At 68.8% G+C, this 24,515-nt stretch carries 25 protein-coding genes, 1 tRNA gene and 1 pseudogene; 17 read left to right on the plus strand and 10 right to left on the minus strand.

Annotated elements, in window-relative coordinates; genetic code table 11:
* Positions 1-295 precede the first annotated feature (295 nt).
* The 5 genes from AB5J49_RS23115 (at position 296) to AB5J49_RS23135 (ending at position 3,213) form a co-directional block, all read left to right on the plus strand.
* Complete coding sequence (locus AB5J49_RS23115) at positions 296-976, plus strand: HdeD family acid-resistance protein (protein ID WP_369170522.1); 681 nt, start codon at positions 296-298, stop codon at positions 974-976.
* An 85-nt stretch (positions 977-1,061) separates the two neighbouring features.
* Entirely contained in the window at positions 1,062-1,424 is a 363-nt protein-coding gene (locus AB5J49_RS23120; RefSeq protein WP_369170523.1) for a hypothetical protein, read from the plus strand.
* A gap of 46 nt (positions 1,425-1,470) precedes the next feature.
* A complete protein-coding gene (locus tag AB5J49_RS23125) occupies positions 1,471-1,596 on the plus strand; it encodes a hypothetical protein (RefSeq protein WP_369170524.1) in 126 nt (41 codons plus the stop codon).
* A 561-nt stretch (positions 1,597-2,157) separates the two neighbouring features.
* The gene (locus tag AB5J49_RS23130) at positions 2,158-2,454 is read left to right on the plus strand and encodes a type II toxin-antitoxin system VapB family antitoxin (RefSeq protein ID WP_003999914.1); all 297 of its coding nucleotides are present in this window, start codon (positions 2,158-2,160) and stop codon (positions 2,452-2,454) included.
* A 135-nt stretch (positions 2,455-2,589) separates the two neighbouring features.
* Entirely contained in the window at positions 2,590-3,213 is a 624-nt protein-coding gene (locus tag AB5J49_RS23135) for a LytR C-terminal domain-containing protein (RefSeq protein WP_369175225.1), read from the plus strand.
* Positions 3,214-3,269: 56 nt separating this feature from the next.
* On the opposite strand, the gene upp is transcribed toward AB5J49_RS23135, so the two are convergent.
* A complete protein-coding gene (upp, locus tag AB5J49_RS23140; protein ID WP_369170525.1) occupies positions 3,270-3,905 on the minus strand; it encodes a uracil phosphoribosyltransferase in 636 nt (211 codons plus the stop codon).
* Positions 3,906-4,001: 96 nt separating this feature from the next.
* Between upp and AB5J49_RS23145 the strand changes: the two genes are divergently transcribed.
* From AB5J49_RS23145 to AB5J49_RS23160, 4 genes are all read left to right on the plus strand, one after another.
* Entirely contained in the window at positions 4,002-4,196 is a 195-nt protein-coding gene (locus AB5J49_RS23145; RefSeq protein ID WP_369170526.1) for a hypothetical protein, read from the plus strand.
* 315 nt (positions 4,197-4,511) lie between these two features.
* Positions 4,512-5,039 (plus strand): hypothetical protein, encoded by a 528-nt coding sequence (locus AB5J49_RS23150; RefSeq protein WP_369175226.1) that lies wholly within the window; start codon positions 4,512-4,514, stop codon positions 5,037-5,039.
* Positions 5,040-5,104: 65 nt separating this feature from the next.
* Positions 5,105-5,536, plus strand: a complete 432-nt coding sequence (tadA, locus tag AB5J49_RS23155) for a tRNA adenosine(34) deaminase TadA (RefSeq protein ID WP_369175228.1) — start codon at positions 5,105-5,107, stop codon at positions 5,534-5,536.
* A gap of 80 nt (positions 5,537-5,616) precedes the next feature.
* Positions 5,617-5,701, plus strand: a tRNA-Ser gene (locus AB5J49_RS23160).
* Positions 5,702-6,073: 372 nt separating this feature from the next.
* Here the strand turns inward: AB5J49_RS23160 and AB5J49_RS23165 are convergent.
* The 8 genes and pseudogenes from AB5J49_RS23165 to AB5J49_RS23200 all read right to left on the minus strand — a co-directional run bounded on the left by AB5J49_RS23165 (position 6,074) and on the right by AB5J49_RS23200 (position 16,008).
* The gene (locus tag AB5J49_RS23165) at positions 6,074-6,430 is read right to left on the minus strand and encodes a putative quinol monooxygenase (protein WP_369170527.1); all 357 of its coding nucleotides are present in this window, start codon (positions 6,428-6,430) and stop codon (positions 6,074-6,076) included.
* Positions 6,427-7,608 carry a ferritin-like protein gene (locus AB5J49_RS23170; protein ID WP_369170528.1) on the minus strand — a complete coding sequence of 394 codons (1,182 nt, stop codon included), beginning with the start codon at positions 7,606-7,608 and terminating at the stop codon, positions 6,427-6,429. Before AB5J49_RS23170 ends, AB5J49_RS23165 begins: the two co-directional genes overlap by 4 nt.
* Positions 7,605-9,668 carry a GMC family oxidoreductase gene (locus AB5J49_RS23175; RefSeq protein ID WP_369170529.1) on the minus strand — a complete coding sequence of 688 codons (2,064 nt, stop codon included), beginning with the start codon at positions 9,666-9,668 and terminating at the stop codon, positions 7,605-7,607. The genes AB5J49_RS23170 and AB5J49_RS23175 overlap by 4 nt, the downstream gene beginning before the upstream one ends.
* Positions 9,669-9,696: 28 nt before the next feature.
* Positions 9,697-10,185 carry a hypothetical protein gene (locus tag AB5J49_RS23180; protein ID WP_369170530.1) on the minus strand — a complete coding sequence of 163 codons (489 nt, stop codon included), beginning with the start codon at positions 10,183-10,185 and terminating at the stop codon, positions 9,697-9,699.
* 13 nt (positions 10,186-10,198) lie between these two features.
* Complete coding sequence (locus tag AB5J49_RS23185; protein WP_369170531.1) at positions 10,199-11,680, minus strand: FAD-dependent oxidoreductase; 1,482 nt, start codon at positions 11,678-11,680, stop codon at positions 10,199-10,201.
* A complete protein-coding gene (locus AB5J49_RS23190; protein ID WP_369170532.1) occupies positions 11,677-13,284 on the minus strand; it encodes a Dyp-type peroxidase in 1,608 nt (535 codons plus the stop codon). The genes AB5J49_RS23185 and AB5J49_RS23190 overlap by 4 nt, the downstream gene beginning before the upstream one ends.
* A gap of 966 nt (positions 13,285-14,250) precedes the next feature.
* Positions 14,251-15,088 (minus strand): annotated as a pseudogene (locus AB5J49_RS23195) (IS5 family transposase).
* A 368-nt stretch (positions 15,089-15,456) separates the two neighbouring features.
* Positions 15,457-16,008 carry a Uma2 family endonuclease gene (locus AB5J49_RS23200; RefSeq protein ID WP_369170533.1) on the minus strand — a complete coding sequence of 184 codons (552 nt, stop codon included), beginning with the start codon at positions 16,006-16,008 and terminating at the stop codon, positions 15,457-15,459.
* Between the two features lie 555 nt (positions 16,009-16,563).
* Here AB5J49_RS23200 and AB5J49_RS23205 point away from each other — a divergent pair.
* The 5 genes from AB5J49_RS23205 (at position 16,564) to AB5J49_RS23225 (ending at position 20,180) form a co-directional block, all read left to right on the plus strand.
* Positions 16,564-16,743: a hypothetical protein gene (locus AB5J49_RS23205; RefSeq protein ID WP_369170534.1), complete on the plus strand. Its 180-nt coding sequence runs from the start codon at positions 16,564-16,566 to the stop codon at positions 16,741-16,743.
* A gap of 9 nt (positions 16,744-16,752) precedes the next feature.
* Entirely contained in the window at positions 16,753-17,046 is a 294-nt protein-coding gene (locus AB5J49_RS23210) for a Dabb family protein (RefSeq protein WP_369170535.1), read from the plus strand.
* A 198-nt stretch (positions 17,047-17,244) separates the two neighbouring features.
* Positions 17,245-18,111: an RNA polymerase sigma factor SigF gene (locus AB5J49_RS23215; RefSeq protein ID WP_369170536.1), complete on the plus strand. Its 867-nt coding sequence runs from the start codon at positions 17,245-17,247 to the stop codon at positions 18,109-18,111.
* A 268-nt stretch (positions 18,112-18,379) separates the two neighbouring features.
* On the plus strand, positions 18,380-19,291 hold the full coding sequence (locus tag AB5J49_RS23220; protein ID WP_369170537.1) for an RNA polymerase sigma factor SigF: 912 nt from the start codon (positions 18,380-18,382) through the stop codon (positions 19,289-19,291).
* A gap of 91 nt (positions 19,292-19,382) precedes the next feature.
* Entirely contained in the window at positions 19,383-20,180 is a 798-nt protein-coding gene (locus tag AB5J49_RS23225; RefSeq protein ID WP_369170538.1) for a hypothetical protein, read from the plus strand.
* A gap of 12 nt (positions 20,181-20,192) precedes the next feature.
* On the opposite strand, the gene AB5J49_RS23230 is transcribed toward AB5J49_RS23225, so the two are convergent.
* The gene (locus AB5J49_RS23230) at positions 20,193-20,384 is read right to left on the minus strand and encodes a hypothetical protein (RefSeq protein WP_062708509.1); all 192 of its coding nucleotides are present in this window, start codon (positions 20,382-20,384) and stop codon (positions 20,193-20,195) included.
* A gap of 206 nt (positions 20,385-20,590) precedes the next feature.
* Between AB5J49_RS23230 and AB5J49_RS23235 the strand changes: the two genes are divergently transcribed.
* The 3 genes from AB5J49_RS23235 (at position 20,591) to AB5J49_RS23245 (ending at position 24,502) form a co-directional block, all read left to right on the plus strand.
* Positions 20,591-21,040, plus strand: a complete 450-nt coding sequence (locus AB5J49_RS23235; RefSeq protein WP_369170539.1) for a MarR family winged helix-turn-helix transcriptional regulator — start codon at positions 20,591-20,593, stop codon at positions 21,038-21,040.
* A 13-nt stretch (positions 21,041-21,053) separates the two neighbouring features.
* Entirely contained in the window at positions 21,054-23,570 is a 2,517-nt protein-coding gene (locus AB5J49_RS23240) for an MFS transporter (protein WP_369170540.1), read from the plus strand.
* Between the two features lie 107 nt (positions 23,571-23,677).
* Positions 23,678-24,502, plus strand: a complete 825-nt coding sequence (locus AB5J49_RS23245) for a YceI family protein (RefSeq protein WP_369170541.1) — start codon at positions 23,678-23,680, stop codon at positions 24,500-24,502.
* Positions 24,503-24,515 lie beyond the last annotated feature (13 nt).

The raw sequence follows: 24,515 nt of genomic DNA on the forward strand, positions 1-24,515 counted from the left end.
GGGTTCAGCCCGGCGGCAGCCGCCCCACCCAGGAGCAACCCGACGGCAGCCATACGACCCGTAAATGCGGCCGCTCACAATCCGGCCGCCCGGCAGTCTTCGGGCTCGGAAGCGACGCGGCGACAGCCGTCCAGCCCGACAGCAGCCACCCCACCCAGGAGCAACCTGGCGGCACCGTCCCACCCTGGAACAGCCCGGCGCCAGCCATCCCGCCCGCAAACAGCCCCGCGGCAGCCGTCAGTCGACTGGCCCGCTCCAGATGGCGCAGCGCACCGGCTCGTTCCCAGCATGGAGCATGAGCGAGGCACCGTCCGGCTCCCCCTACGGCCGCGACTACAACGACCGCCGGGTCCACTCCGGTCACCCACCCGGGCCACCCGGGCCAGTGGCGTCCCATGAGCCCGAGCCGCCCTTCGAGGGGCCTCTGCACGCCCTCTCCCGCGCCGCCTGGCAGGTCGTGCTGCTCACCGGCGTCGCCTCGCTGGCGCTGGGCATCCTGGTCCTGGTCTGGCCGGGCGCCCCGCTCTTCGTCTCCGGTGTCCTCTTCGGCCTCTACCTCCTGATCAGCGGCGTGTTCCAGCTGGTCTCCGCCTTCGGCACGCACCGGACGACCTCGCTACGGGTGCTGGCCTTCATCAGCGGCTCCCTGTCGGTCGTCCTCGGCCTGTTCTGCTTCCGCCGCCCGATGCAGTCGGTCCTGCTGCTCGCCCTGTGGATCGGCATCGGCTGGCTCATCCGCGGCATCACCCAGACCCTGGCCGCCGCCTCCGACAAGTCCATGCCCGCCCGCGGCTGGCACATCTTCCTCGGGGTCGTCACCTTCGTCGGCGGCATCGTGCTGATCGACTCCCCGATCGAGTCGGTCACCGTGCTCATGCTGCTCGCCGGATGGTGGCTCGTGGCGGTCGGCATCGTCGAGGTCCTCACCGGCATCCGGATGCGGAAGCGGGCCCGCCAGGTCCCGCACGAGCTGTGATACCCGCCGCGAACCGGTACGCCGTGCGGGCGGATCTCACGTCCGACGCGATGAACGCCGTACGGCCACCGGGGAGATGACCTCCGTGAGCACCGCACGAGGCCCCCTGCACAGCCGCGCCTGGCTGCGGGGCCTCGTGCTGCTGCTCGTCCTGCTGGTGCCGGGCGCGCACACCCAGGCACACGCCGTGCCCATGGCATCCGTGGCCAACGGCGCCAACGGTCCCTCCGGTACCTCCGGTACCTCCGGCGAACTCGCCGAGCACGACGTCCTCGACCCGGTCCTGCGGCCACCGGCCCGCCCCGACCGGCGCACCACCGTACGGCTGCGTCCCGCACCCCTGCCGAAATCGGCACCGTCGGGCGTCCGGGCATGCCCGCCCCGACCCGCGCCACCACGGCCGCCGTACGTCCCGCACATCCTGCGCACTGTGGTCCTGCGCTGCTGACAGACCCCGCGACGAGGTCAGCCAGTACGACACAAGGAGCACAGCCATGCCCACCGACCACTACGCGGTCCTGCGCGCCCTGCTGCGCGCGGATGCCGTACGCAACGCACCGAAGCCGCAGGTCCAGAAGGAGAAGCCGCAGCAGCCCCCGAAGGGACGGGAGCGCGGCTGACGCCGCCGTGGCGGAGGCCAACCGGGTGATCTCCCGCCCGATCCCCGCACGACTCCCTGTCCACAGCCTGTGCATACCGCCGGTACGGCACCGCCGGCGTCATCGCATGCTCCGGCACACCAGCACCGTCACCACGGTCTCGCCGGTACACCGACCCCGTTCGGGCGAATCAGACGCACTGTCTGTCCGTGCAGCCGCAGTCACGGCCCCGGCCCCCGCCTCGGGCGCGCTGTCCCGCTCGCTCACGTCAGGCGGACTCCCGCTTCTGCCCCGACGGGTCTCCGCCCCCGACTCGGGCCCCGGTTCCGCGCACGCCCGGCTCGACCCCTCCGCAGGCCCGGATCCACGCCCCCCGAATCCGCTCCGCCCTCCAGTCCGACACGCGTTCGGTTCCGCCTCGGTGTCGCGACCCGCGGCCACCGTTCGGGTCCGTTCCGGCTTCCGATCGGACCGTCGTTTCCTCGCCCCTTCCCGGTCTGTCCAGCTTTGTCGCGTCTTTTCCAGCGGCGCACTCCGTCGCCATGGCTGCGCCCGGAAGGTCTTGACCGGTAGGCTTTCCGTGTGATCTTCAAGCGCATCGGAAACGGCCGGCCGTACCCCGACCACGGCCGGGAAAGCACCCGGCAGTGGGCGGACGTCGCGCCGCGCCCGGTCCGCCTCGATCAGCTCGTGACGACCAAGGGCCAGCTCGATCTGGAAACCCTGCTCGCCGAGGACTCGACGTTCTACGGCGACCTCTTCGCGCACGTCGTGAAGTGGCAGGGCGACCTGTATCTGGAGGACGGCCTTCACCGCGCGGTGCGCGCGGCGCTGCAACAGCGCCAGGTGCTGCACGCGCGAGTCCTGGAACTGGACTGACCGCGGGCCGACAACCCCCGCGCCGCCCCAGTTGCCCCTTTCGGGTTGGACTGAGCGGCGTCGAATGATCATCTAGTAGGCATTGCCGCCCGAGAGCACTACGCTGCGCCCATGAGCATGCTGACCCCCTCCGGCATGGGCGGCCAATACCGGATCAAGGGGGACAAGTACCCGCGAATGCGCCGCCGTCGGCGGCGCGGCAGGCTGGTCGGCATCGCCGTCGCCTCCGCCGCCGTACTCGGCATGATCGGCTGGGGCACACTGCAGCTCATCGACCTGTTCACCGGCGGCGGCGGAAAGGCTTCGGCAGCCGGCACGAAGGCCGACTGCGAGACCGGGGCGACCCCCTCGGCCACGCCCGCGGCCACGGGGACACTGCCCAAGCCGGGCAAGATCACCGTCAACGTCTTCAACGCCACGACCCGCAGCGGCCTCGCCAAGCAGACCGCGGACGAGCTGAAGAAGCGCGGCTTCAAGATCGGTGACGTGGGCAACGCGACGAAGCAGTTCGACAAGAAGATCAAGGGCACCGGGCTCCTGCTCGGCCCGGACGCGGCCCTGCACACCTCGCTGCCCGTCCTCGCCACCCAGCTCAGCACCGCCGAATACCGCACCGAAGCCGCCCGCAAGGGCCCGGCCGTCGACCTGATCATCGGCGACAAGTTCAAAGAGCTGACGAAGAAGGCGGACGCCGACAAGGCGCTGGCCGCACTGACCAACCCCAAGCCCACGCCCGCCGCTTCGAAGAAGAGCTGCTGAGACGGCCCTCAAGGGGCGCATGCCGCCCGCCGGCGAGGGGCGTTTCTCCTCCGCCGCTACTCGGCCGAGCCGTAAAGCCGGTCCCCCGCGTCTCCCAGCCCCGGCACGATGTACCCGTGCTCGTTGAGGTGGTCGTCCACGGCGGCCGTCACGACCGTCACCGGCGTGCCCGCCAGCTCGCGCTCCATGAGCTCGACGCCCTCGGGGGCCGCGAGCAGCACCACGGCCGTGACGTCGTCGGCGCCCCGCTTGATGAGCTCCCGAATCGCCGCGACCAGCGTGCCACCCGTGGCCAGCATCGGGTCCAGAACGTACACCTGACGGCCCGACAGGTCCTCCGGCATGCGTGAGGCGTACGTGGAGGCCTCAAGGGTCTCCTCGTTGCGGATCATGCCCAGGAAGCCCACCTCGGCGGTCGGCAGCAGCCGGACCATGCCGTCCAGCATGCCGAGGCCGGCCCGCAGGATCGGCACCACCAGGGGGCGCGGGTGGGAGAGCTTGACGCCGGTGGTGCCGGTGACCGGGGTCGTGATGTCGACCGCTTCGGTGCGCACGTCCCGCGTGGCCTCGTAAGCGAGCAGGGTGACCAGTTCGTCGGCGAGCCGACGGAAGGTCGCGGAGTCGGTGCGCTGGTCGCGCAGTGTGGTGAGTTTGTGGGCGACCAGGGGGTGGTCGACGACGTGGAGACGCATGTCCACAACAGTAACGGTGCTCGCGTCCCCCTTGCGCTGGCGTCAAACCGCCCATCAGAGGGAAGGTGGGAGGGACGTACCGGGGGTGGTGAGCCGATGCCTGATCCTGAGTTCCCGGCGGATCCCACGCGGGACACACCGCAGGAGACCGACGCCGCGCGCCGTCGGCGCCGGGCCCAGTTCCTGCGGGACCTCGCCGAGGCCCGCGAACTGCGCGACCGCGTCCAGCCGCGCCGCGCCAAGGTCGCCCGCCTGCGCCACGCGATGCGTATGCGGACGTTCCGCTGGTAGAGGGAGCCGCCCGGGGAAGATCCGCGGTCCTCAGGTGCGTTGCACCGGTGGACGTGCGTGGACAGCTGGAAAAGCCGCGTACGATCCGCACGTGGCAGCAACGACTGTGCTGGTCGGTCCTTTACGGAGGTGCTCGCACCTCTCCCAGGGCAACCCGATCAAAACTGCCGGACACAGGGAGCCGAAGACGTCCCCTGAACGCCTTGTTTCTGCCACGATTCCGAGTGGGTGGGCTCGGAGCACAGCTCTCCCCGCCCCCAACCTCCGCCGGGGGGACCCCCAACCGGCACGCCTATGACCAGTGGGAGAGTCACGGTGTACTTCGCCGCACTGCTCGCGCGCACCGAAGACGGGTGGGAAGCGAGCGACACAGAGCTCGACGATGTGGAAACCCTGTCGGACCTAGCCGACCTGGCCCGTGAAGCCTCTCCCGAGGACGACACGGTGCTGGTGCTCATCGAGCAGGAGGACGCCTGGTTCGGCGTCGTCCGGATCGACGGCGAGGACGATCCTCGGATCTACGTCTCGGACGCCGCCGCCGCTGCCCGCAGCAGTTACGGGGAGATCCTGCTCACCGACGAACTGCTCGGCAGGGATCCCGGCGACGACGGCCCCGACCTGGATGCCCTCGATCTCGACGGCACCGAGGAGCCGGACGGCGACTCCGACGACGAGGACGGCGGCTCCGCCGACGCGGTCCCGCACAGCCCCGTCGGCGACAGCGAGATCCTCGACGACCTCGGCGTCAGCGAGAAGGAGCTGAAGGCCCTGGACGCCGATGACGCGCTGGGCACGATCGCCGAGGCCCTGGGCGCCTCGGAGGTGCTGGAGACCGTCCGCTGACCTCGTTCGACCGGGGGTCGGCGCCCGAGGTGCCCGACCCCGTACGCGACCGCTGGCGGGCCGCGATGCGGCTCGCCCTGGACGAGGCCGAACTGGCCGTCCGGGGCGGGGACGTCCCCGTCGGCGCCGTCGTGCTGTCCGCCGACGGCACGACGGTCCTCGGGGTCGGCCACAACGAACGCGAGGCGACCGGCGATCCGACCGCCCACGCCGAGGTCCTGGCGATCCGGCGTGCTGCGGCGAAGGCCGGCGAGTGGCGACTGTCCGGCTGCACCCTCGTCGTCACGCTGGAGCCCTGCACCATGTGCGCCGGCGCGATCGTGCAGTCCCGGGTGGACCGGGTCGTCTACGGCGCCCGGGACGAGAAGGCCGGCGCCGCGGGCTCCCTCTGGGACGTCGTACGCGACCGGCGGCTCAACCACCGCCCCGAGGTGATCGAGGGCGTGCTCGCCGAGGAGTGCGCGCGGATCCTCACCGACTTCTTCCGCGGCCGCTGACCCGGTGCCGGCCCCCTGACCGGGGGCTTGAGGGGAAACGGATTTCAGAGCACGGCCGACCGTGCTGTAAGGTCTCCCTCGGTAGCGTGTCCGAGCGGCCGAAGGAGCTCGCCTCGAAAGCGAGTGTGGCGCAAGTCACCGAGGGTTCAAATCCCTCCGCTACCGCTCTCACACCCTCCTGACCTGCAGAAACGCGGACAGGAGGGTGTTTTGCGTGCGACACATGGCGCGCGACCGTGCCGCACGAGGGAGGGCAGGAGCACAGCTGGCCCGCGCACCGGGCGCATTGAACCTTCCCACGGAGGGATATGCCGCCTGCGGTCCCTCCGAGTTGATGCCCTACAAGCGGCCTCGTCACCGGCGGTCAAGCGGATCATGTTCGCGAGCTGAGCGAGTGTGGCCTGCTCGGCGCTCAGGCTGGTGACCGGGGGACGGTCTTGATACTGACCTGGCGGTTCACGCGACACGGGCGGCCGCATGCGGCGGACGACCTGACGATCGCCCGCCGCATGCGCACCTACTGACTCCGTGTCCGGTTCAGCAGCCGATGGCTTCCCCGCGGACGAATCCGGCGAAGCGGTCGGCGAACTCCGCGCTGACGTAGAGGCTGCCGCCGTTCTGCACGAAGAGGTCGAGGTGTTGCCCCAGCCACTTCGTGAAGACCGGGCCGGTGCGGTGGTCGTCGAACGCCTTGCGGTCCTTCCACGCGCCCAGGAAGATGATCTCGTTTTCGGTGGGCGGGGGCAAGGAGCCCTCCACGATCGAGGTGTGCAGGCAGTACATGTAGGTGTCGGGCTCGTGCCTCTCGGTCTGGAGCACGAGTTCCTTCAATGCGGTGACGGCCTGCTCCCGCTTGCCCTCGACGTGCCACCACTTCGTGACGATGCAGATCACGTGGACGCTCCCGTCCTCATCAGCTCGATCTCCTTCTTGAGCTTCTTCTGTTCGTCCGCGGTCGCCGCGTAGTGGAACCGTGGGCACAGCCTGCGCGCCGGGTGTGCCGGGTCCGGGGTGCGCATCAGGGCCACGGCCTTCTCCTTCAACGCCCACATGCCGTGCACGGCGAGCAGCAGCGGGTCCTTGTAGTCCACCACCGTCTCGCCATTCCTCCGGTACTCGATCTTTTTCTTCTTTCCCGAGAAGGCGAGGTAGAGGTCGTCGACAAGGCGGGTGTACGCCAGGTCGAACTGGTTCAGCGCGACGCCCTCGGGGCCGCCCGGAGCGTCGCCGTTGCGCTGGACGTACACCGCCGGGTGAACCGCGTCGTAGTCGACCAGCAGCAGGGATCCCATCGGGGGCTCCTCGGCCTTCTGGTCACTCCTGAAGCGGCGGCCGACCTGGATTTCACGGAAGCGGGCGTAGTGGGAGTACATCTGCCAGCCGTTGTTGAGCTTGTCCTCGGTGGTGACCTTTTTGGCCTCCTTCTCCAGCTGGTCCGGCGGCAGACCCTCACCCTCGTCAATGATCTTGTGGATGGCGGCCAGAGCGTGCTCCTTCGTGCTCACCTCGATGACCTGGCCGGCGCCGCCGTAGTACCGGGTGCTCGGCACCTGGTTGGTCGGCGTGAAGTCGTCGTCCGTGCAGAGCGTGTCCAGCGCCGTCGTGATCGCCTCGTAGAACAGGCCGATCGTGGGGTAACTGTCCTTGCCGGACCTGATCCCTCGCAGTGAGGCCGCGCCGTGGAACGGATGCTCGATCTTGACGAAGCTGCTCACCGCTTCGGGCGTCAGGGGGAGCAGCGCGAGGTCCCCGATGCCGGAGACCAGCGGGTTGTTGTGCGGATACTCGGGGACCGGCTTAACGTCCTGGTGGCTGCGGAAGGTGACGGGGCTGGTGCTCGGCGGCTGCCCGAGGGCGTTGAGGACGTTGGCGGCGAGGGTCATGTGGAGCATCTCCTCCATGACCACGCTGCGGATCGTCTGCGCCGCGTCGGCGTTGTGACCGTCCTTGATGGAGTAGAGCGCCGTGAGGTAGACGGGGATGGTGCTCAGCTCCAGGCCGACGGCCAGTTGGAGAGCGGCCTTGAGCTCCGTGATGTCCTTGATCGGGTCCGGGATCTGGGGCGTGGTCACTTGCTCAGCTCCTCCGCGATCATGTCGCCCGTGCGCAGCGCCAGGGCGGTCATGGTGAGGGTCGGATTGGAGGTGCCCAGCGTCGGCATGCTGCCGCAGCCGACGACGTAGAGGTTGGTCAGGTCGTGGCTGCGCTGGTAGCTGTTGACAACCGAGGTGCTCGGGTCCGTGCCCATCCGGTGCGTGCCCACGACATGTCCCGCGCCGCGCACCCAGTAGGTCTGGCCCTTGTACACGACCTGCGCGGGGTCGGGGTCGGGGTTCGGCTTGTAGTCGGTGTAGTCACCGGTCTCGTACTCGGGGCGTTTGCGCTTGTCCACCATGCCGAGCTGCGCGAACAACTGCCTGCTCGCCTCCGCCGCCCAGGGCAGCGACGCTTTCACGTAGTCCGACAGGTCGTACTGGATGACCGGGCGGTGCTTGCCCAGAGCGTCCTTGTAGCGGTCGTCGATGGTGACGCAGTTGCGCGCCTCGGGGTCCTGCTCCAGTTCCCAGGCGATCCGGAACTGGCGGGGCAGGATCTCGCCGAGCCTCGTGCGCAGCGCCTTTCCGTAGAGCTGCGCCTTGCCGTCCTTGGCGCCCCCGACCAGGTCGAGGACGGTGTCGTAGGGGGCGTTTTCCGGGAAGTTCCAGCCCCAGTTGCCGATCTCCACGCGGAAGGCGGTGCGGTCCTTGCGAAAGGTGCCGTCGCGGAAGGCGGGGATGCCGGAGGTGGAGCCGGGGCCCCGGTAGGCACCGACGTTCTCCGGGAGCAGGCCCCAGGTGAGCAGCAGCGGATGGTCCATCAGGTTCTTGCCGACCTGCTTGCTGCTGTTGGCGGCCTCGGAGGCGAGCAGCAGGGTGGCGTTCTCGATGGAGTTGGCGGCCAGGACGTACCTGCGGGCGGTCACCGTGTGTTCCGTGGGCTGGGTGCCGTCGTCGTAGTACGTCTTGTAGGTGATGCCGGTGACCTTGCCCTTCGTCTCAGCCTCCCCGCGGTCCTGCTGCGCGGCCTTCCCGGAGGCGTGCACCACCTGCGTGGCGACGGACTGGCTGCGGATCGTGACGGCGGCCCGCTCCCCGGGCTGCTCCCCGGCCTGCAGCGCGGGGAACCTGACGATCAGCTCGTACAGCGTCTTGAGCGCGCTGTACTTGGCCTGGACGGGGCAGATCGGGATGCAGCTGGAGTTGCCCTCGCAGCGCTGGCCCCGGTCGGCGTTCCCTGCGGCGCCGACGATCTTGTAGCTCGCCCTGGTCGGGGTGGAGTTGCGGGCGACCGGAGTGTTGCTGATCTTGACCTTGAACGAGTGGGTCGGCTTGGTCGTGCTGGGCAGCCTGATCGTCATGTCCCCGGCACGTTTGCTGAAGTACTCGTCCAGGTAGCTGGAGGGGATCTCCTCCATGGGGAAGCTGTAGTCCCCGGCCGGGAACTTCTCCGTGTCGGCGCTCTTGAAGTACTTCTTCGGGTCATCGTCCTCGATGCCGGGGTAGTGCTGGTGCTCCACGTTCGCCGCGACGCCGAGGATGTCCCACTCGGCCCGCTCGTAGTACGGCTTGAGCTGGTCGTAGCTCAGCGGCCAGTCGACACCCCGGCTGTACGTCGTCTTCATCTTGAAGTCGTTCGGCAGCATCCGCAGGGTGGTGCCCAACCAGTGCAGGGTTGTGCCGCCGAGCGAGCGGGCGTAGTCGCTGCCGAAAGGCAGCGGGCCCTTCTGGACGAAGTACCCCTGCTCGCTGACCACCGGGTTCCCGTCGGCGTCGTGCAGCGGCCTGATGTCCAGCACGTCCGGCTGCTGCGCGGAACTGCTCGCCGGATACGGGGAGTTCGGGACCTTGATGAGCGCCTTGTGGTACGCCTCCACGTAGGTGTCGTACTTGTCGGCGCTCAGGGCCGTGGACCGGCCGGCCTCCAGGATGAGGATGTGGGGAAGCTTGACGCTCGCTCCCGTCCCTTCCTCCTCCTGCTCCTTCTCGTCGCGCTTCTTGAGGGCCGCTTCGATGACGGTCTTGGCGACTACGGCCCCGGAGATGCCGCCGCCGACGATGACCAGGTCGTACTGCGGTTCAGCGGAGTTGCTCATGGCTGTTCCTCACGGTCGGGGGCGGCGGTCAGGGGAGCAGGGCCGGCGGTTCGGCCCAGGAGCCGAAACCAGGCCCCTTGGCGCCCATCGGGTGGGCTCCGGCGGCCGCCCAGACCAGGCCCTCGCGGTGCGACTGGCTGGAGACGACGTGCTCGGTGTCGTCCGCGGTCGCCCCGTACCGGTCGCGGTAGGCGCCGGGCAGTGGATACCAGCGGCCGAGGTACCAGAGCTTGATCAGGCTGAGGGCGACCGGCCCGAAGCGGGGGCTTTCGACCACCGCCGCCCTGAAGGCCGGTCCGTTCTCCGCCTTTGTGCTGCGGTCCTCGGCGAACGCGTCCTCCGCGTACCGGAACAACTGCCCGGCCTCTCGCTCGCCGATCATCCGCAGCAGCGTGTCGTAGTACGCGTCGACCATGCCGGTGCCGGCCAGCTCGGCCCGGTTGAAGCCGGTGAGCTGCACGGAGATGTCGGTGAAGATGTGTTTCGGGGTACGGGGTGGTGGCGTGCTGTTGCCCATGCGGTGCTCCCGGTCAGGATGAGGAGGGGAGGAAGGTGCGGTTGAGGGGGCTCAGATCGAGTGGCGGGGTGACGTCGGGCTCGAAGTCCGAGTCGACCGACTGCTGGAAGCGGAAGAAGCCCGTGGGGTCGGCGTCCTTCTTGATCTGCTTCAGCCGCGGCAGGCTGCTGCCGTAGTAGGCCTTCGCCCAGTCCTTCTGGAGCGGGTCGATGTAGTTGACGTAGGCACCGTCGAGCGCGGGGCTCAGCTTCTCGCCGAGCTGGTAGGCCCACTCGACGTTGAGCCGGGTGTCAGCCGGGTCGTTCCAGATGGCCTTGAGCTCGAAGACATAGCGCTTGTCGCGGTGCGGGTACGGGCCGAGGTCGGCGCAGTCCGGCTTCAGCACCTTGCCGCGGCCGTGGGTCCACACCACGAAGCTGTCCTTCGACGGCGCGGCGGCCATCGCCTTGTGGAGGTCCTTGATCGTCTGCGACTGCCAGCCCTTGTCGTCGCGGATCATCCCCGAGCGGATGTAGGCCAGCCGGTCGCGGACCAGCGTGGAGCGGCCAATGGTCATCTCCAGCGCGGGCAGGGGCACCGAGTACAGCCGTACCTCAATGGGGCTCAGCTTGAGCATCGGCCGCAGGTGCTCGACGCCGTCGGCATACGCGCCGTTGAAGACCGGAGTGATCCGGAAAGTCGGAATCTTCCGGGTGGGCTCGGCCGGGTCGACGTCGTGGCCGACGTAGCCGTAGGCGGCCATCGCGGCGGGGACCTGGGCCGCCCACGCGTCGTAGGCGGCGATCACCTCCTCGGCCCGGTCCAGCGGGAAGGAGAGCTGGCCGCCGAGCACCGTCTCCGCCGGCGGGGCGTGCAGTTGGAGGGTCATCTCGACGGCAACCCCGAAGTTGCCCCCGCCGCCGCCCCTGCACGCCCAGAACAGGTCCCGGTCGTGCTGGTCCTCCGCCTCGGCGGTCAGGGTGCGCGGCGTGCCATGGGAGTCGATGAGCCTGATCATGGTGACGTTGTCACTGCCGAGCCCGTACGAGCGGGAGACGAAGCTGTACCCGCCGCCCTGGAGGAACCCCGGCAGCCCCACGGTGAGACAGCCGCCGCCGACCGGGATCAAGGGGGAGGCCTTGGCGGCGACGAACTTGTACACGTCGTTCCAGGTGGCACCCATCTCCACGGTCAGCTGCTGCTTGTCCTTGTCCAGCTTCATGGCCTTCATCAGCCCGAGGTCCAGGACGATGCCGCCCCGGTTCAGGCAGTATCCGGCCGCGCTGTGCCCGCCGCCGCGCACGGTCATGGGCAGTCCGGTCTCCCGTGCGAAGGCGACAGCCAGGGTGACGTCGTGGGATGAGTTGGCGCGGATGACATACGCCGGGGGCGTGCGGGTACGGCCGTTGTCGATGGCGACGACCTTGGCGTACTCGGCGTTGCCGGGCTCGCAGATGTAGCCGCTCAGCTTGCGGGACAGGCGGTTCGCGGCGGAACGGACGTCGACAGCGGTCACTTCGCCTCGGCCTCCTCGTGGACGGTCGCGAACGCCTTGAGAGCGCTGAGGCTCGGCACAAAGAAGTACTCGCCGCCCCGCATGGTCACCCACTCGCCGACGCGCTCGGGGAAGGTGTGGCTCACCACCTTCGGCGGGACGGTCGAGAAGTCCAGCTCGTTGCGGGAACCGTAGAGCTTGGGCCACTCCCCCTTGGGCGCGTCCTCGCGCTGCTTGCCGTACTCCTGCGTGCCGATCACGGGGTCGAGGCCGCTGCCACCCCGCAGGAAGTCCTTGTTGTTCACCCACTGGTTCTGGATGAACTCGAACTGGTCGGCGATGCTGCTCTGCGCGCACAGGAACAGCAGCCCGACCGGCTTACTCGGATCCGGCTTCAGGCTCACCTCGCCGTAGCTGATGGCCCGCCGGGCGATCCGCACGCTCCGCTCCTGGGTGAGCGGCTGCCCGAACTGGCGCTGCTTGTCGCCGCGCGGGTTGGTCTTGCGGACGTGCGCCTGGAAGGGGCAGCGGACGCCGTCCGGGTCGGCGTCGAAAGTGAAGTTGTTCGGCAAGGGGCCCAGGCCCGAGACCGCACGGTCCACCACCGGGGTGCCGTCCTGGAACCGGCCCACCATGTACGCGCCGGCCAGGGCGATGTCCTCGGGCCTGGGGTCGGGCGACTTCGGGTGGGCATGGTGGGCGATCGTCACGGCGAGCCGCTTCTCGTCGTCGCGGAAGCCCTGCACGTTCTGCTGCAGCTTGCGGTACACGAAGTACGAGCCGTAGCCGGTGTCCTGGTTGCCCCCGGGGTCCTTGATCAGCACCTGGTCGAGGGGGGCGCTCGGGTCGAACTGGTCGATGCCGCCATGGCGCGTCCGCGCGTTCTCGATGTCACGGCCGTAGAAGAGGGGCTGGCTGATCCCGTCGACGAAGCCGAAGTGCTCCCGGACGGGGGCGGTTGAGGTCTCGTTCCCCTGCCCGTCGATCCGCATGGCGGTGCCGGTCTCCTCGGCGGTCCGCAGGACGAAGCTCTTGAGCTCCTCCTTGAGCGTGGCCACGAGCGGATCGATGCGGTCGGTGGGATGGTCGTCGGCGATGACGACGAGGGCATGCAGCTTGCCCTGGAACGTCTTCTCCCACTTCTCCTTCGGCGGGTCGTTGAGGACGGCCGCCCGCTTCTTGGCCCCCTCCCGGTAGGACGGGTCGTCCGGCAGCTGGGCGTCCAGCCTGAGGTCGCGGTAGGCGTCGGCCGAGAGCATGACGCCGACGAAGACCTTGCTGGCAGCCATGATCAGCCTGAGCTTCTCGATCATCGAGATCACGCCGCCGCTGCCGATCGTCTCCAGCGTCTCCCGGTACGTCTTCGCCTCCTCCCACTGCTGGAGGGCGGAGGTGACACGGTCCTGGGCGACCATCTTGGCCAGCCACTCCCGGGCCTTCTTACGATCGTCGGCGGTGTCGGTCTTGAAGGTGATGAATAAGTGGCGACTGTGGTCGCGCCCATGGCTCTTGAGGATGTTCCCCTGGAGGTCGTCCAGGGTCGCCCTCAGGGCTTCCGTGGTGTTGCGGGTCGGTGGGACCGCGATGTCCGGATCGATCGCGGTTTGCTTCAGGTCGATTGCCATAACCCCTCATTCACTCTAAAAGGTGCACGCCCAACCATGCCGATGCCCTTGCCTAAGGCATATGCACAAGCAAGCGGACGTCACAACGTGCACCCATGAACAGCTAGGGCGAGATTTGCGTATGTCAGTGGCATTCACCCGACCGCAGCAGTAACCCTCCGGACAAACTCACCGTTCGGGTGCAATTAAGAGAACATGTGATCGATGCTAAAACGCCCATCGCACAGGTGAACGACCGGCGGTATGTGGCCACAGGCAGGAGTGGGCAAGTAAACATACGCAAACAAGAAACTCTCCGTTCGCGTGAATTTCGCTCGTCCGCCGGTTCACAATCAGCGACTGCCGCGACGCGCCCACATGGTGGATCCGGCCCGCCGACCAGGGCCTCTACTGCTCGCGCCCAGGCCCGCCGCCGGATGCCCGAGCTCGCCACGAAGGGGCTCGCCCATGGAGACCGCCCGACGAGAAGTACTGCGAACCGGAGCGGCCTTCGCAACCGCCGGGAGCCTGATCAGGCTGGTCGGCGGAGCGGGACCGGCCGCCGCCCGTTCACCCTTCGCGGACGAGAACATCGAGCCGGCCGCGTGGCAGAACTGCGGCGGAGCCTCAGTCCCGCCGCCGGGCAGTACCGCCCGCGGCCGCGGAGTACCCGGCCCAGCGTTACGCCTCCATCCACCCGGTCGGCGTCCTGCGCGACCGAGGGTGACGTGACCGCCGCGATCCGCTGGCGCGCTGTGACCGCTCCCCGCCTCGTCGCACGACCCAAGGAACCCGTCGCAGCGTGACACACCTCAGCCGACCCACAACTCTTGACAGTTGCTCCCGCTGGCGCCCGCAAGACCTACGCCCCGGACGGGCCTCGCGACGAGGACGACGGAAGGGAAGTGACGATGGCGGTGACCTGGTTGGCCCCCCGTCCGCGGCTGAAAGAGCGTTTTGTCCCGGCGAGGTCGTTTGGTTCGAGGTTCAGGTGTCGCGCCAGTTCGGAGTGGATTCGCTGGTGAGTCGTCGGCTCATGAGGTCGATCATCGCGACGTGGATCATGGCTTCGGATCGGTGGGGGTGGGTCTCGTAATCGCGTGCGAGACGGCGGTGGTGCATCAACCAGCCGAAGGCCCGCTCGACCACCCAACGCCGGGGGATCACCTTGAACCCTTTGACGCCGGGGTCGCGTTGGACGACCTGGACGTCGATGCCGAGGCGGGCGCCGTGGTCGATGGCTTTCGTCCGGTAGCCGGTGTCGGTCCATGCCTTGGTCACTCGAGGGGTGGCGGCGGAGATCTGGGAGAGCAGGTGGATGCCGCCGATGTTGTCGGAGACACTCGCTGCGGTCACCCAGACGGCTAGCAGCAGGCCGAGGGTGTCGACGCCGATGTGACGCTTGCGACCTGCGATTTTCTTGCCTGCGTCGATGCCCTGGCCGGCGGTCGGCACGTTGGCGGAAGTCTTGATGCTCTGTGCGTCCAGCACGCAGGCGCTCGGCTCGGCATGCCGGCCTTCGGCTTCACGTACCAGGCGTCGCAGCAGGCCGTTGAGCCGGTCGAAGACACCCTCCTTCTGCCGGGCGGCGAAGTAGCCGTACACCGTCTCCCACGGTGCGAAGTCATGCGGCAGGTACCGCCAGGGGATCCCGGTGCGGTCGACGTACAGGATGGCGTCCATGATGCGGCGCAGGTCGTGCTCGGGTGGGCGGCCGATGTCCAGGCTCTTGCCTCTGCTCGGCCCGCCAGGCGGTGAGCGTGGGGCCGATCAACTCCCAGCGGGCATCGGACAGGTCGCTGGGATACGGGCGCTGTCGCGTCATGTTTCGGTAGTACCGTCGGGCACGACGTCTCCCCAGGGCGCAAACGGCGTCAACCGGGGGCGCTTTGGGATCAGACAGGAGCGACTCGACTCAAACGGGCAAAGGTATGGAGTCTCCTGTCCCACAGACCGCATTGACCACTTTCGCCTCAGCAGCCGCAGGTCCACTCACCCTTCGAAGCGCCACCAAACAACCTCGCCGGGACAAAACGCTCTTTGAGGGCGTGTTTCAGAAGTGGATCAAGGTCATGCAATGATCACGTTTCATGGCTCGGGGAGATCTGACAGACGCTCAGTGGGCGGTGCTGGAGCCGCTGATGCCCTGCCAGTGCTCGCGAGGCCTCTTCCGGCCGCGCCGGGAACCCTTCGTCAGTGGGTGCCGTCGGGTTCGGGGCGGGGGAGTTCGTCGAGGTCGAGGGTGAAGGTGCGGCCGTCGGCCAGGGGGATGGGGAGTTTGCCCGTGCCGTACTTATGGGTGTGTGCGGCGATGTATCCGGTGGCAGTCGGCTGGGTGTGGAGGACGACTTCCTGGGCGTAGGGGTCGACGACGAGGTAGATCGGGATGCCGTAGCGGCCGTACTTGGCGGTGCAGTCGTCGTAGTCCTTGCGGGCGGAGGAGGTCGAGACGACCTCGGAAATCAGCAGGACGTCTTCGAAGCTGTAGCGCTTGCCTTCCCGGCGGGCGTCCTCGCGCAGGATGGCCAGGTCGGGGGCGGAGTTCTCGTCGGCGGGGAAGTCGATGTAGACGTCGGAGGTGACCTTCGCGTGACGACCGAGCGTGTGAGCGGAGTCGATCTGCATCGACCTGATGGTGCTGGAGTGCTCTTCGCTCTGCGGGGTCATGATCACCTTTCCGTCGGCCCCGAACAGGACCGTGTACCCCTTGGGGAACTCGGTGTGCACGATCGCATCGACGCTCATGGACGGCTCCTTCCCGTGTGCAGTCAGGATACGGCGGACAGGTGCGACACCACGGAATCTGGCGGAAGGCGGTCGGCATCGGGCTGAGGCTGGTTTCAAGCTGGCCGAGTCCTCTCCACCAGCGACGGCCGAACCTGGCACAGCCAGATTCAGCTCAAGCCGACAGAATGCAACTCTCCGTAATCGGATGCGCCCGTTCCCCCGCCAACCGGTCAACCGCGATCACGAGATTTCTGCCCCGCGCGTGCCCGCTCTTCTCGGCCCAGCGAAGCTTCCCCCCGCCATCGAGTGCAGCTCTCGGTCAGCCACCGGAGCCGCACCGCGCGCCGTGAGGCACGTGCCGCACGGGAACCGTCGGAGGCCGATCGAGCAGGACTCAGCAGGATGGAAACGTGATGGTGTGTCCCACTATCAGGTAAAACCGCAGGTGAGACGGGTCACGTAAGCGGGTTCAAATCCCTCCGCTACCGCTCCCCCGAAGGGCCCCGTCGAAAGACGGGGCCCTTCGTGCGATCATGTGCGATCGATGGGGCAAATGTGACTGGGGAGGCCGCGATGGCGGTGAATTCGAAGAAGGCCGCCGTCTATGTGCTCGTGGTCTTCGTGTTCTACGTGATCATCACGGACCCGAAAGGGGCGGCCGACTACGTCCAGATAGGGTTCGAGGGCATATCGGACGCCGCCCAGGCCATCGGCGACTTCATGACGTGGATCGCCAACGGAGGCGACAGCTAGGGAGTGCTCATGATCCGCCACCTGGTCCTCTTCAAGCTCAACGAGGGCGTCGAGCGCGACGACCCGCGGGTCGTGGAGGGCGTCGAGGCGTTCCGCTCGCTCGAGGGCAAGATCCCCGAGATCCGGCACTGGGAGCTCGGCTGGAACATCAGCGACCGCCCCATCGCCTACGACTTCGCGATCAACTCCGCCTTCGAGGACGTGGCCGCCCTGCGCACGTACGCGGAGCACCCCGAGCACCAGGCGGGCGTCACGCTGTGGCGGGAGTTCGCCACCTGGGTGATCGCCGACTACGAATACTGAGCCTCGACATCCCGGATCCGCTCGGATCCACCCGGTCCCAACGGAGCCCTCCGCCGGAACGACGGGGGGCTTTCGCATGTCTTGCCCCCGGATTCACTCCCGGACCCATCCCCAACACGGCGTTATGCGGTGCTTGCACACGGTGGACATGTCTTGTGATGCTATGACCGCTTTTGACGGATGAGTTGATGTGAGTTGATGGATCACGAGGTGGAGTTGACCGTGCCGGCCAGTACTGCGCCTCAAGCCCCGGCCCAGGAGGACACTCCCGCGGACACGCCCGCGCCCACACCACCCCGCAGTCGCGGTGCCGACACCCGGGCGCTCACCCAGGTGCTCTTCGGCGAGCTGAAGGAGCTGCAACCGGGCACGCCGGAGCACAACCGCGTGCGCGGGGCGCTCATCGAGGCGAACCTCCCGCTCGTGCGCTACGCGGCCGCCCGTTTCCGCTCCCGCAACGAGCCGATGGAGGACGTGATCCAGGTCGGCACCATCGGGCTCATCAACGCCATCGACCGCTTCGACCCGGACCGGGGGGTGCAGTTCCCGACCTTCGCGATGCCGACGGTCGTGGGCGAGATCAAGCGGTACTTCCGCGACAACGTCCGCACCGTGCACGTACCGCGCCGGCTGCACGAGCTGTGGGTCCAGGTCAACAGCGCGACCGAGGACCTGACGACCAGCTTCGGACGCACCCCCACCACCGCCGAGATCGCCGAGCGGCTGCGCATCACCGAGGACGAGGTGCTGTCCTGCATCGAGGCCGGGCGGTCGTACCACGCCACCTCGCTGGAGGCCGCACAGGAGGGCGACGGGCTGCCCGGGCTGCTGGACCGGCTGGGCTACGAGGACCCGGCCCTGGACGGCGTGGAGCACCGGGACCTCGTCCGGCATCTACTGGTGCAACTCCCCGAACGCGAGCAGAGAATCCTGCTCCTGCGCTACTACAGCAACCTGACCCAGTCGCAAATCAGTGCCGAACTCGGGGTCTCCCAGATGCACGTTTCGAGGCTACTCGCGCGTAGCTTCCAGCGGCTGCGTTCGGCGAACCGAATCGACGCGTAACCGCAAACCAGAGCGACAGGTCACCGTCGCGAGCGAATCGCTCACCAGGGAGGATCCCGACGGTTCTGCATTGAAACACCGTCAGACCCCCTTTATCCAGGGCGGATTCAAGTCTCACATGTCGACATGTCACTACAGCGTGTTGCCGACATGTGACATTCTTCGGCTAGCGCGTTTGCCGTGGCTTCGGCTCCGGTATTCAGGTGAAGGCTGGCGTTCCTCGATCGGAGCGTTCGCCACGACCGTCCCGCGACCCAAAGGGGGTGGCATGTCCGCAGATCAGGGCAGCTCGAAGGTGCTCACGCTCACGAAGAGCGAGTCCGCGCCCGACGCCGCGCTCGACGACGTACCGGCCCTTGAGGCCGTTCCGGCACCGGCCGCCCCGGCCGATGACGTCCCGGCCTGGCCGGCCACGGCGAATATCGACACCCGCACCCTTTCCCGCTCCCTGTTCCTGCGGCTCGCCACCCTGGACGAGAACAGCCCCGAGCGCGCATACGTCCGGGACACGCTGATCGAGCTCAACCTCCCGCTGGTGCGCTACGCGGCGGCCCGCTTCCGCTCGCGCAACGAGCCGATGGAGGACATCGTCCAGGTCGGCACCATCGGCCTGATCAAGGCGATCGACCGCTTCGACTGCGAACGGGGCGTGGAGTTCCCGACGTTCGCGATGCCGACGGTCGTGGGCGAGATCAAGCGGTTCTTCCGCGACACCTCGTGGTCGGTGCGCGTCCCGCGCCGACTCCAGGAGCTGCGCCTGGCCCTCACCAAGGCCAGCGACGAGCTCTCCCAGAAGCTGGACCGCTCCCCGACGGTCGCCGAACTCGCCGCCGTGCTGGGCGTGTCCGAGGAGGACGTCGTCGACGGCCTGGCGGTCGGCAACGCCTACACCGCCTCCTCGCTGGACTCCCCGGCCCCGGAGGACGACGGCGGCGAGGGCTCCCTCGCGGACCGTCTCGGCTACGAGGACACCGCGCTGGAGGGCGTCGAGTACCGCGAGTCCCTCAAGCCGCTGCTGGCCAAGCTGCCGCCCCGCGAGCGGCAGATCATCATGCTCCGCTTCTTCGCCAACATGACCCAGTCGCAGATCGGCGAGGAGGTCGGCATCTCCCAGATGCACGTCTCCCGGCTGCTGACCCGGACGCTGGCGCAGCTGCGCGAGGGCCTCATCTCCGACTGACCCCTCATCTCCGACCCATCCTCATCTCTGACCGACCCTCATCTCTGACCGACCCCTTCATATTTGACGGGGCGTCAGCCACCATGACCGGATGCTTCGCGCAACCGCGACAAGGACGACCTGGACACATGGCCGTCGGTGCACCCTGATCGGTGCGTCGGCGGCCGTCGTCTGCCTGGGCGGGGTGCTGGCCGCCTGCGGGGGCGGTGGGGGCGGTGACGGGTACGTCGCCACCGGAGCGGCGGGTGGCCCGCCGAGGGCCTCCGGTGCGGCCGTCGCGCCGACGGGCGGGGTGACGCTGGTGCCGCTCGACGGGCCGGAAAGGGATGACGGTGGCGGCGGCACGGACGACGGCCGTGGCAGCCGCAGCGGCAGCGGCAGCAAGAGCAACGGAGAGTCGAGCGACCCCTCCGGGCCGGAGGGGAGTCAGGCGCCGGATGCCTCCCGGGGAACGGAGTCCGAGGGGACGCAGAGCTCCGCTCACCCCCCGAGCGACACCCCGGCACCCGCGGTCACACCGGCCGACTCCACCGTCCCGTCCGACGGTTCACCCGCGCCCTCGGCCCCCGCGACGACCCCCTCGCCCGCGAAGCTCGCCGTGAGCGACCCCGAACGGGAGCCCACCGACCAGCGCTGGTGCGAGAAGGTGACCCTCGACTTCCACAACTCGGGCGGCACAGCCGTGCGTTCCGGCACCGTCACCTTCGGCACCCACGTCATCGGCGCGCTCGGCATCGACTGGGCGACGGTCGAGTCGACGCAGGAACTCCCGGCGCCGATCGGGGCCGGGGCGCGCAAGGAGAAGACCTGGACGGTGTGCGTCGACGCCTGGCGCGTGCCGCTGGGCATGCACATCGAGACGCGGGACGTCACCGTCCGGTGGAAGTGAACGCGGCAGGGACTACTTGAGCGCCAGCCAGGCCACCGCCGCCACGATCACCACGGCGGCGATCACGCCGACGATCAGACCGATGCGCGGGCCCGAGGAGGCCTGCTGCTGCCGGCCCTGCGGGGCCTCGTCGACGAACGCGCGGAACATCTGGGTGTTGCCGGCGGGGTCGTGGTTGCCCTGGGGGCCCTGGGTGTTAGCCATGGCCTGAGACCCTAGCGAATCCGCCCGTTCGGCCCAAGTGGGGGCTCCCGCCCTGCACAGGGGGTCACAGGACCCACCCCACCTGCACATTTACGGTCGCAATACTTGCCTTTGCCAAGTTTTTGCGGCCCACCCTCCCCACTTTGTTTGCCTGTAGCAACCAACAGCTTCTATGGTTGCCCTAAGCAACAAATGACGGAGGTGCGATGGCCGAGCATGCGCAGTACGAGGAGCTGGTGCGCCAGTTCAGCGCCTTCGGTGCCGTGAAACGGGAGATGGGACGGACGCTGCCGTCCGACTGCCCGTCCGGTTCCGCCGCCGTACTGACGTTGCTGGTCCGCCACGGGGAGATGCGCATGAGCAAGCTCGCCGAGCTGCTCGCCGTGGACATGTCGGTCACCAGCCGCCATGTCGCCCACGTCGCCGAGCGCGGCTGGATCGAGCGCTCCCCCGACCCGGCGGACAAGCGAAGCCGCATCCTCCACCTCACCGCGGCCGGTGAGGAGCGGGTGCGGGAGATGTCCCGGCGGACCACGCAGCTGCTCGCCGAGCGGCTGAGCGACTGGTCCGACGACGACGTTGCCGAGCTCACCCGGCTCATGGCCCGGCTGCGGGCCAGCTTCGACGACTGCCGTACACCCGCGATCACCCAGTAAGAGAAGGAAATCCATGGCAACGACCACACCAGCCGGTGTGCGGGCCCACGCCAAGCACTCGGGAGGGCCGTCCGCCGACGGCGCTCCGATGTCGCACCGGCAGATCATGGAAGCGCTGACCGGGCTGCTGCTCGGCATGTTCGTCGCGATCCTGTCGTCGACGATCGTCTCCAACGCCCTGCCCGACATCATCAAGGACCTCGGCGGCGGCCAGAGCGCCTACACCTGGGTGGTCACCGCGTCGCTGCTGGCGATGACCGCGTCCACCCCGCTGTGGGGCAAGCTCGCCGACCTGTTCTCCAAGAAGCTGCTGATACAGCTCGCCCTGGTCATCTTCGTGGCCGGCTCCGCGCTCGCCGGTCTGTCGCAGAACGCCGGGATGCTCATCGGGTTCCGCGCGATGCAGGGCATCGGCATGGGCGGTCTGTCCTCGCTGGCGCAGATCATCCTGGCCGCGATGATCTCCCCGCGTGAGCGCGGCCGCTACAACGGCTACCTCGGCGCCACCTTCGCCACCGCCATGGTCGGCGGCCCGCTGATCGGCGGCGTCATCACCGACACCGACTGGCTCGGCTGGCGCTGGTGCTTCTACGTCGGCGTGCCCTTCGCCGTCATCGCCCTGATCGTGCTCCAGCGCACCCTGCACCTCCCGGTCGTCCGTCGGAAGGTCAAGGTCGACTGGGCTGGCGCCTTCTTCATCACCGCCGCGGTCTGCCTGCTGCTGGTGTGGGTGACCTTCGCCGGTGACAAGTACGACTGGCTGTCCTGGCAGACGTACGCGATGACGGGCGGCGCGCTCGCGCTGCTGCTGCTCTTCGTCCTCGTCGAGTCCAAGGCGAGCGAGCCGATCATCCCGCTGCGCCTGTTCCGCAACCGCACCATCACCCTCGCCTCGCTGGCCTCGCTCTTCGTCGGCATCGCGATGTTCGCGGGCACGATCTTCTTCAGCCAGTACTTCCAGCTGGCCCGGAACGAGTCGCCGACCATGTCCGGCGTACTGACCATCCCGATGATCGTCGGCCTGTTCGTCTCGTCGACCGTCTCCGGCCAGGTCATCACCCGCACCGGCCGCTGGAAGGCATGGCTGCTCGCGGGCGGTGTGCTGGTGACCGCGGGCCTCGGGCTGCTGGGCACGATCCGCTACGACACCGAGTACTGGCACGTCGCGATCTTCATGGCCCTGCTGGGTCTCGGCGTCGGCATGATGATGCAGAACCTGGTCCTGGCCACTCAGAACCAGGTGGCCCCGAGCGACCTGGGCGTCGCCAGCTCGGTCGTGAACTTCTTCCGCTCCCTCGGCGGCGCCATGGGCGTCTCGGCCCTGGGCGCGGTCCTCAGTCACCGCATCACGCACTACGCCGAGGAGGGCCTGACCAAGCTCGGCGTGCAGGGCTCCTCGGGCCACGGTGAGATCCCGGACCTCGACGCACTGCCCGCGCCCGTCCGCACGGTCATCGAGAGCGCGTACGGCCACGGCGTCGCGGACGTCTTCCTGTACGCCGCGCCGATCGCCTTCCTCGCCCTCCTGTTCGCCCTGTTCATCAAGGAGGTCCCGTTGAAGACGAAGGGCGCCCTGGCCCAGGCCGCCGAGGGCAGTGAGCCCGGTACGCCGGAGCCCGCCGAGGCCGCCGCGCCGGCCGCCGCGCAGGAGCGGGTCCCGAGCTGGGCCACCGCCTCCTCGGACACCGAGGCCGTTACCGACGGCACCCAGAAGCTCGCCGCCGTCGCCACGGTGGCCGGCACCGAGGAGACCACCGGTTCGTCCGGCGGCGTCCCGGTCCGCGGCTTCGTCCGGGGCGCGGAGAGCGCGCCGGTGCCGCAGGCGGCGGTCACGCTGATCTCGCTCGCCGGTCGGCAGCTCGGCCGGTCGGTGGCGCAGGCCGACGGTTCGTACGCGGTCGACGCGCCGGGCGCCGGATCGTACGTCCTGATCGCCTCCGCCGACGGCTTCCAGCCACAGGCCTCCACGATCGTCGTGAACGGCGACGAGCCGGTGTCGTACGACGTCCTGCTCAGTGGCACCAGCGGCCTGAGCGGCGTCGTCCGGACGGCGCAGAGCGCGCTGCCGGTCAAGGACGCGATGGTGATCGTCACCGACGTGCGCGGGGATCTGCTGGCCACCGCCGCCACCGGGGAGCAGGGCGAGTTCAGCTTCGCCGAGCTGGTGCCGGGTGCCGTGACCGTGGCGGTGAACGCCGTCGGGTTCCGGCCGCGGGCCCTGCCCGTCGAGATCGGCGGTACCGGGGTCACCCGGATCGAGGTCGACCTTGAGGCCGGTGCCCAGGTCCAGGGAGTGGTCCGGGCACCGTACGGCGCGCTGGCCGATGCCCGCGTGACCCTGGTCGACGCGGCGGGCAACGTCGTGGGCACCGCCACCACCGGGGCGGACGGGGCGTACGCCTTCACCGACCTGGACGGCGGCGAGTACACGGTCATCGCGACGGGCTACCCGCCGGTGGCGACGGCGCTGACGGTGACCGGCCGCGGCGTCGACGACCACGACATCGAACTCGCCCACCCCGGCGAGTAGCAGAACTCCGGCCCGTGGCGGCCGGCGCGCTCTGAGCGGAGGCGCGCCCCGCTGCGGGCCGGACTCATTATGGCCAATTTGTAAGTCTTTGCAGGGAGTTGGACGGGATGGGACTGAGCGCGAGGATCCGCACCAGGGACGGGTGGGCCGTGTCGCACGCGGTCGTCACGGTGACCGACATGACCGGAACCCAGGTGCTGCGCGCGGAGGCCGACGCGGAGGGGGCCGTACGGGACGCGAATCCGCTGGCCCCGGGGGCGTACACCGTCATCGTCACCGCCGTCGGCTACGCGCCCGCCGCCGCGAGCGCCATCGTCACGGCGAGCGGGCGGGCCGAGGTCGGCACGGTGACGCTGGCCCGCCGGGGCGGCACGGAACTGCCGCCGCCCGGGCCGTGGACCATCGACCCGGCGCACTCCAGCGTGGCCGCGGTCGCCCAGCACCTGGGGATCTCCAGCGTGCACGGCCGTTTCACCCACTTCTCCGGCGCCATCGAGATCGCGCCGGACGACGCCACCAAATCCCGGGTGGAGGCGGTGATCCGGGCCGACTCGATCGACACGGGCAACGGCATGCGGGACGGGCACCTGAAGTCGCCGGACTTCCTGGATGTGGAGAAGTATCCCGAGATCACGTATCGGTCGACGGGGGTCACGGCGGCCGCGGGCTCCGACCGCTGGACGGTCCATGGCGAGCTGGGCATGCACGGAGTCGTACGGCCGGTGGACCTGGATCTGGCCTACCTCGGCACGGGAGCCGACCCGTGGGGCGGTACGCGAGCGGCGTTCCGGGCTACCGCGGAGCTGCATCGGGACGACTTCGCGATGAACTACAACCAGGTGGTGCAGGCGGGCATCGCTGCCATCGGTACGACGCTGAAGGTGGAGCTGGACATCCAGGCGGTGCAGGGGGAGACGCTGCCGCAAGGGTAGGCACGGCAGGGTC

The sequence above is a fragment of the Streptomyces sp. R28 genome, assembly GCF_041052385.1.
Lineage (GTDB): Bacteria > Actinomycetota > Actinomycetes > Streptomycetales > Streptomycetaceae > Streptomyces.

Bases quoted from the DNA above. Each gene is read 5' to 3' on its own strand.
- AB5J49_RS23115 (WP_369170522.1), top strand. From the start codon at position 296: ATGAGCGAGGCACCGTCCGGCTCCCCCTACGGCCGCGACTACAACGAC.
- AB5J49_RS23125 (WP_369170524.1), top strand. From the start codon at position 1,471: ATGCCCACCGACCACTACGCGGTCCTGCGCGCCCTGCTGCGCGCGGAT.
- AB5J49_RS23135 (WP_369175225.1), top strand. From the start codon at position 2,590: ATGGGCGGCCAATACCGGATCAAGGGGGACAAGTACCCGCGAATGCGC.
- upp (WP_369170525.1), bottom strand. From the start codon at position 3,905: ATGCGTCTCCACGTCGTCGACCACCCCCTGGTCGCCCACAAACTCACC.
- AB5J49_RS23145 (WP_369170526.1), top strand. From the start codon at position 4,002: ATGCCTGATCCTGAGTTCCCGGCGGATCCCACGCGGGACACACCGCAG.
- tadA (WP_369175228.1), top strand. From the start codon at position 5,105: ATGCGGCTCGCCCTGGACGAGGCCGAACTGGCCGTCCGGGGCGGGGAC.
- AB5J49_RS23175 (WP_369170529.1), bottom strand. From the start codon at position 9,668: ATGAGCAACTCCGCTGAACCGCAGTACGACCTGGTCATCGTCGGCGGC.
- AB5J49_RS23180 (WP_369170530.1), bottom strand. From the start codon at position 10,185: ATGGGCAACAGCACGCCACCACCCCGTACCCCGAAACACATCTTCACC.
- AB5J49_RS23190 (WP_369170532.1), bottom strand. From the start codon at position 13,284: ATGGCAATCGACCTGAAGCAAACCGCGATCGATCCGGACATCGCGGTC.
- AB5J49_RS23200 (WP_369170533.1), bottom strand. From the start codon at position 16,008: ATGAGCGTCGATGCGATCGTGCACACCGAGTTCCCCAAGGGGTACACG.
- AB5J49_RS23205 (WP_369170534.1), top strand. From the start codon at position 16,564: ATGGCGGTGAATTCGAAGAAGGCCGCCGTCTATGTGCTCGTGGTCTTC.
- AB5J49_RS23210 (WP_369170535.1), top strand. From the start codon at position 16,753: ATGATCCGCCACCTGGTCCTCTTCAAGCTCAACGAGGGCGTCGAGCGC.
- AB5J49_RS23215 (WP_369170536.1), top strand. From the start codon at position 17,245: ATGGATCACGAGGTGGAGTTGACCGTGCCGGCCAGTACTGCGCCTCAA.
- AB5J49_RS23220 (WP_369170537.1), top strand. From the start codon at position 18,380: ATGTCCGCAGATCAGGGCAGCTCGAAGGTGCTCACGCTCACGAAGAGC.
- AB5J49_RS23225 (WP_369170538.1), top strand. From the start codon at position 19,383: ATGCTTCGCGCAACCGCGACAAGGACGACCTGGACACATGGCCGTCGG.
- AB5J49_RS23230 (WP_062708509.1), bottom strand. From the start codon at position 20,384: ATGGCTAACACCCAGGGCCCCCAGGGCAACCACGACCCCGCCGGCAAC.
- AB5J49_RS23235 (WP_369170539.1), top strand. From the start codon at position 20,591: ATGGCCGAGCATGCGCAGTACGAGGAGCTGGTGCGCCAGTTCAGCGCC.
- AB5J49_RS23240 (WP_369170540.1), top strand. From the start codon at position 21,054: ATGGCAACGACCACACCAGCCGGTGTGCGGGCCCACGCCAAGCACTCG.
- AB5J49_RS23245 (WP_369170541.1), top strand. From the start codon at position 23,678: ATGGGACTGAGCGCGAGGATCCGCACCAGGGACGGGTGGGCCGTGTCG.